General features: G+C 66.7%; 2 protein-coding genes. One reads left to right on the forward strand and one right to left on the reverse strand.

Annotated elements, in window-relative coordinates; translation table 11 throughout:
- Positions 1–5,853 (forward strand): VCBS domain-containing protein (locus tag ACY3GB_RS13685; protein ID WP_463089222.1); only part of this gene is annotated, 5,853 nt, incomplete at its 5' end.
- A gap of 263 nt (positions 5,854–6,116) precedes the next feature.
- Here the strand turns inward: ACY3GB_RS13685 and ACY3GB_RS13690 are convergent.
- Positions 6,117–6,806, reverse strand: a 690-nt coding sequence (locus tag ACY3GB_RS13690; protein ID WP_463089223.1) for an EAL domain-containing protein, incomplete at its 5' end; no start/stop codon positions are given.

Here is a 6,806-nt window from a genome sequence, read left to right on the forward strand (position 1 = left end):
GTCTACTCCAAGGACGGCACCGCCCACGACATCACCGTCGTCATCAATGGCGTCAACGATCCCGCCGACGTCGGCCATGGCGCCGGCGACATCGGCTCCGGCGTCGTCAAGGAAGACACCGTGGCTCAGACGGTGGCCAGCGGCAAACTGACCGTGATTGACCCCGACCAGGGCCAGGCCCAGTTGCAGCCATATCAGCAGGTGACCGATTACGGCACCTTCCAGGCCAATGCCGACGGCACCTGGACCTTCACCATCGACAACAGCAGCGCCAAGGTGCAGGCGCTGGGCGAAGGCGACAAGGTGCCGCTGCAGTTCACCGTCCTCTCCAAGGACGGCACCGGCAGCGCGGTGGTGTCCATCCAGGTGCTGGGCACCAATGACGCCGCCACCTTCTCAGGCAACGACACCGGCAGCGTGACCGAGGACAAGAACGTCTCCTCGACCAATACCCTGGACTACATCGGCAAGCTGAACGTGTCCGACGTCGACCAGGGCCAGTCGGTGTTCGACACCAGCCGCGTCGACAACAAGACCAGCAACCTCGGCAGCATCACCATCGACGCCAACGGCAACTGGCATTACAGCGTCGATGACGCCAAGGTGCAGTATCTGGGCCAGGATGTCACCCGCACCGAGGTGTTCACCGTCTACTCCAAGGACGGCACCTCGCACGACATCACCGTTACCATCAAGGGCGTCAACGATCCGGCCGTGTTCGGCGGCACCGACGGCGCCACCCTGGTGGAAGGCACCTTCCCGTCGGCCACCGGCACCCTGCTGGTCAGGGATGTGGATGCCGGCGAGGCGGCCTTCCGCCCGCAGGCCGACGTGCAAGTCAAATACGGCACCTTCCATTTCGACAGCGCCACCGGCCAGTGGACGTTCACGCTGAACGACGCGGCGCAGGAGCTGACCAGCCAGGACAAGATCAACTACACCTTCCCGGTCCAGTCGCTGGACGGCACTTCGCACAACGTCAACATCACGGTCTACGGCACCGACAACTTCGCCGTCATCACCGGCAACGACAAGGGCGCCGTCACCGAGGATGTCGCCGTCAGCGCAGACGGCATGCTGGTCCACAGCGGCAAGCTCGACATCGCCACGCCGGACAAGGGCCGCGCGGCGTTCGACACCGACCGCGTCGACAGCCATGCCGGCAATTACGGCACGCTGACGATAGACAAGGACGGCCACTGGCATTACCAGGTCGACAACGCCAAGGTGCAGTACCTGGGCCAGGACGAAACGCGCACCGAGGTATTCACCGTCTACGCCAAGGACGGCACCGAGCACAAGATCAGCGTCGACGTGCACGGCACCAACGACGCGCCGGTCTTCGTCGGCGACCAGACGCACGGCTTCGCCAAGGACGGCGGCATCCAGGTCACCACCGCCGAGGACACCCCGGTCAGCGGCCAGCTGCGCGCGCAGGACGTGGACACCAACGACCAGCTGAGCTACACCGCCAGCGGCAACCCGCAGCACGGCACCGTCGTGCTGGGCAAGGACGGCAGCTGGACCTACACCCCGAGCCAGGACTACAACGGCAGCGACAGCTTCAAGGTGACGGTCACCGACAAGGCCGGCGCCACCGACACCATCACCATCCACGTCGGCATCACGCCGGTTGACGATCCGTCGGTGCTGAAGCCGGATAGCGGCAATGTGGTCGAAGACAAAACGCTGGCGGTGGACGCCGCCCACGGCCTGCTGGCCAACGATTACGACGTGGACAGCAAGCTCAGCGTGCAAAGCGTCACCGTGGCGGGCCAGACCTACCAGCTGGGCAAGCAGGGCGTGGATGTGGCGCTGGACGGCAAGGGCCTGCTGCATGTCAACGCCGACGGCAGCTACAGCTTCGCCCCGGCCGCGCACTACGCCGGCGAGCTGCCGCAGATCGGCTACACCACCAACACCGGCAGCAGCTCGACGCTGACGCTGACCATGACTCCGGTCGCCGACGCGCCGGTAGTCGGCGTGCAGATCGGCCAGGGCAGCTACCAGCCGGGCAGCCCCTATGTCGGCGGCCGCAACTTCGAATCGTGGGAAAAAACCGCGGCCGAATACGGCAAGAACGCGATCACGCTGGACGATGGCAACAACTCGTTCGCCGACCTGCGCGGCAAGACCGACACCGGCTTCGCCGTCCGCGGCATGGGCGGCAACGACGCCATCTACCTGGACACCAGCAAGGCGGACAACGTGCTGATCGGCGACGACGGCAACCTGAACCAACTGAGCGGCAAGCCGAATGAAGTCAACGACACGCTGTACGCCGGCAAGGGCAACGACATCCTGATCGGCGGCAAGGGGGACGACAGCCTGTACGGCGGCGACGGCGTCGACACCGCGGTCTATGCCGGCAACTTCAAGGACTACACCGTCACCCGCCCGGTCATCGGCGCCGGCGGCAGCGTGTTCTTCGAAGTGACCGACAAACAGACCACCGCGGCCACCCCCTACGCCGGCGAAGGCCACGACAGCCTGTACGACATCGAGCGGCTGCAATTCAAGGACGGCACCTACTACTGGAACGGCAAGGACTGGGCCAAGGAAGGACCGGACCTCACCCGCTACCCGATCGACATCAGCGCCTCGCTGGTGGACCGCGACGGCAGCGAAGTGCTGGACAGCATCGTCATCCGGCTGGACGCCAAGTACGCCGGCTCGCAGCTGTTCGACAACCAGCACAACCTGATCGGCACCATAGGCAAGGACGGCTCGCTGACCATAGCCCAGGCCGGCCACTGGGACGCCAAGGCGCTGGACGTGAAGCTGTCCGGCCTGCAGCTGGAGGTGCCCGGCAGCGTCAAGGGCGCGCTGTCCATCGGCGTCGACGCTGTTTCACGTGAAACCGGCAACGGCGACACCGCGACCGGCCATGCCGGCGCCAACGCCGCCAACATGGCGCCGGAAACCTTCGACGTGTCCGCGTCCGGCCTGGAAGACCAGCCGCTGATCAGCGTCGCGCTGTCCGGCAAGGACGGCGACGGCAGCGTCTCCGGCTTCGTGATCAAGGACCTGCCGACCAACGGCACGCTGTACAGCGACGCCGCCGGCACCCAGGTGGTCAAGGCCGGCGACACCGTAGGCGGCGCCGTCTACTTCAAGCCGACTGCGCACTGGAGCGGCGACACCGGCTTCGGCTACGCGGCCAAGGACAACCAGGGCGCGGTTGACGCCAGCCCGGCCAAGGCCTCCATCCACGTCGAAGCCGTGGCCGACGCGCCGCAGCTGTCGCTGGGCGGCTACTCGTCGCTGGCTTCGCTCAACTTCGAGGACGTCAACCTGGGCGGCCGCGAATGGCGGCAGGACGTGGCGGTCAACAAGATCGGCGGCGCCAACACCATAGGCGTGTGGAACACCGACAACGGCCGCGGCCTGATCGAAGTGGGTACCGAGCGCACCTACACCGGCGGCAGCTCGGCCAACAAGGTGCTGGAAATCGAGAACGGCCCGGGCGACCGCACGCTGTACACCGACATCCAGTGCGAAGCCGGCCGCTTCTACCAGCTGGGCTTCGACATCTCCGCTCGCACCAACTACGTCAGCAGCTCGCAGCTGCAGGTGAAGCTGATCGCGCTCGACGCCAGCGGCCATCCCACCGGCAAGGCCACCGTGCTGTACGACTTCAACCCGACCAGCACCGGCTGGCTGCGCGACCAGCAGGTGGCGCTGCCGATCGCCGAGGACGGCAAATACCGGCTGATGTTCGAGGCCAAGGATGGCGACTCCTACGGCGCCATCCTCGACAACCTCAGCTTCAAGGCGATGGACAACGTCGGCTATGAGGGCAACTTCATCAAGCTGAGCAGCATCAGCGCCTCGCTGGTCGACCGCGACGGCTCGGAAACGCTGAACGTCTCCCTGTCCGGCCTGCCCAGCGGCGCGGTGCTGAAAGACGCGTCCGGCCACCAGGCGACGGTGGATGGTTCCGGCCGGCTGGATGTCAGCAACTGGAGCCTGGACAGCCTGCAATTGAAGGGTCCGGCCGGCTATCATGGCCAGCTGAACCTCACCGTCACCGCCACGGCCACCGAGCAGTCCAACCACAGCCAGGCCAGCAGCAGCCAGAACCTGAGCGTCTCCATCCAGGCGGTCGACCATCCGGTCACCCTGTCCGGACTGCATGCGCTGGATGGCGGCAGCGACGCCATCGTGCTGGAAAGCCATCTGGCCGCCGGCACCGCGCCGGACGCCGCCCAGCTGACCCAGCAGGGCAGCTTCGTGGTGAACGCGCCGGACGGCGTGGCCAGCATCCGCATCGGCGGCGTGGAAGTGGTCGGCGCCGACGGCAGGCTCACCGGCAGCATCCTGAACACCGCCTACGGCGCGCTGAAGGTCACCTCCTTCGACGCCGCCAGCGGCAAGCTCGGCTACCAGTACACGCTGGGCCACGCCGGCGTCAACGCGGGCGAGCGCTTCATCGACAGCCTCAACGTGGAAGTGCGCGACCGCGACGGCAGCAGCGCCAGCGACAAGCTGAACGTGGCCATCGTCAACGACGCGCCGCTGGCGGCCGACGACCGCGCCAGCCTGGCGGTGCTCAGCGGCGACCTGAAGATCAGCAGCAACGGCATCGTCGGCAACTGGGTGGACTGGGACGGCGGCCACCGCGTCAGCGCCTTCAACCAGGGCGGCAACGACGATGGCAAAAACCAGTTGCGCTGGGGCGATACCTACGGCCAGCAGTCCGGCTACAGCTTCCGCGACAACGACCTCCAGCTGAACAACACGCTGCCGCTGAACCAAACCTTCAAGCTGGGCGACCTCACCCACCTGAACTACGAGATCAGCGGCAACTCCGGCATCAGCAACGCCACGCTGGGCCTGTCGTTCATGCTGGGCGCGCAGCCGCAGCAGTTCCTCGTCCACCTGAACCACCAGGAGACGCCGAACAGCCGCGACTACGAAGCCAGCAAGGACATCGTCACCATCGACAACGCCAGCCAGACCTTTGAATACAACGGCCGGCAGTACATCCTGCAGATCCTGGGATTCGACGATGGCAAGGGCCATATCGGCAACGAAATCCACACCGCCGAGAACGCCAACTCCACCTTCGGCATCATGGCGCGCATCGTCGAAGGCAGCGACTTCCACCATCCGGCCACCGGCGGCGACGTGCTACAGAACGACGCTGCCGGCGCCGACGGCGGCCTGAAGGTGGTGGCTTGCGCCAGCGGCGGCCAGGCCGGCAACGGCGGCGTGGAAGCGATCCTGCACGGCCAGTTCGGCGACCTGCTGATGCACGCGGACGGCAGCTACAACTACACCTTCACCGGCGACAGCAAGCTGTTGGGCCAGGGACAGACGGATACCTTCACCTATACGGTGCGGGATGCCGACGGCGACCTGTCCAGCGCCAGGCTGCACATCGATCTGTCGGCGCTGGACCCGAACCAGCGCCTGATCCAGGGCGATGCCGGCGACAACCGGCTGACGGGCACCGACGCCAGCGAGCTGATCCGCGGCGGCGCCGGCAACGACATCCTGACCGGCGGCGCCGGCGTCGACACCTTCAAGTGGTCGCTGGGCGATCAGGGCACCGCGGCCAAGCCGGCGCGGGACGTGATCACCGACTTCGGCCAGCATGGCGAGAAGGACGTGCTCGACCTGAAAGACCTGCTGCAGGGCGAAAGCCATAACGCGGCCAGCCTGGAGGGTTACCTGAACTTCCACAAGGAAGGCGCCAACACGGTGATAGACGTTCATCACCAGGGCCAGGGCACGCCGGTCACCCAGCAGATCGTGCTGCAGAATGTCGATCTGACCCAGGGCGCGACACTCAGCGACGCGCAGGTGCTGAAGAATCTGCTGAACCACGGCCAGCTGCACACCGATTGAGGCGCGCAGCCCGATGCCGGCAGCCCCCCGCCCACGCGGGGGGCTTTTTTGCGTCCATCGCGGCATGGCGGGAAAAAGCCATCCATGTCCGCGTCGACGGAGCGCGGCGCTGCCGTCTCGTGGCGGACCCGTGGAATGAAAGAAGAGGTAGGGAAATGTCGCGCCGGCAGAGATGTCCGGCATGAAAACGACCCGGCTGGCGGCGGCTGCCCGCCGCGGAACCGCGGCGGACGCTGCCTATCACCCCGGCCGGAAAAGCGGCGTCACGCCACGGCCGGACCGGTCAGGCCATCGACGCGCAGCTCTAGCAGCCGTTTCGCGTCGGCTTCGCTGACCACCCCCTTGGCGATCAGCCTGGCGCCCATCAGCGACGTCATCCGCTGCACGCCCTTGACCAGCACCTGCCGGCCCTCGTCCTGATGGATGCCGCGCGTCAGCGCGCCGTCCAGCACCAGGTAATCGATGCCGGCCTGGTTCAGCCGGGCGACCAACTCCAGCCTATGGCCGCGGATTTCCACCGCCAGCCGGTGGCCGGCGCCCTTCACCGCCTCGCCGAAGGCCAGGAAGGCGCCCCAATGCTCGTCCAGGCCCGCCTCGTCGAATTCGAAGGATACCGTCGCCCGGCTGCCGCCCAGTATGTCCATCACCTGCGACTGAAAGCCTTTGGCCGCCAGCGAGGCAGGCGACAGGTTCACCGCCAGCGCGGGGCCCGGCGCGTCGGCCAAGGCCAGCCTCAGCGCCTCCAGATCGGCCAGATGGCTCAGGCCTAGGCGCAGGCTGTGCGACACCAGCCGCATCGCGTTGATCGCCGGCAGGCCGCCCATCGCGGGCCGGAACAGCATGCCTTCCTGCCACAGGATGCCGCGCGCGGCATCCCGCACCGGGAACCAGCGCAGACTCAGGCTATGCTCGCGGCAGCTGGCTTCGATCAGTTCGCGCCAGTCCCACTCGCT

This window comes from Chromobacterium sp. Ag138, from assembly GCF_055181315.1.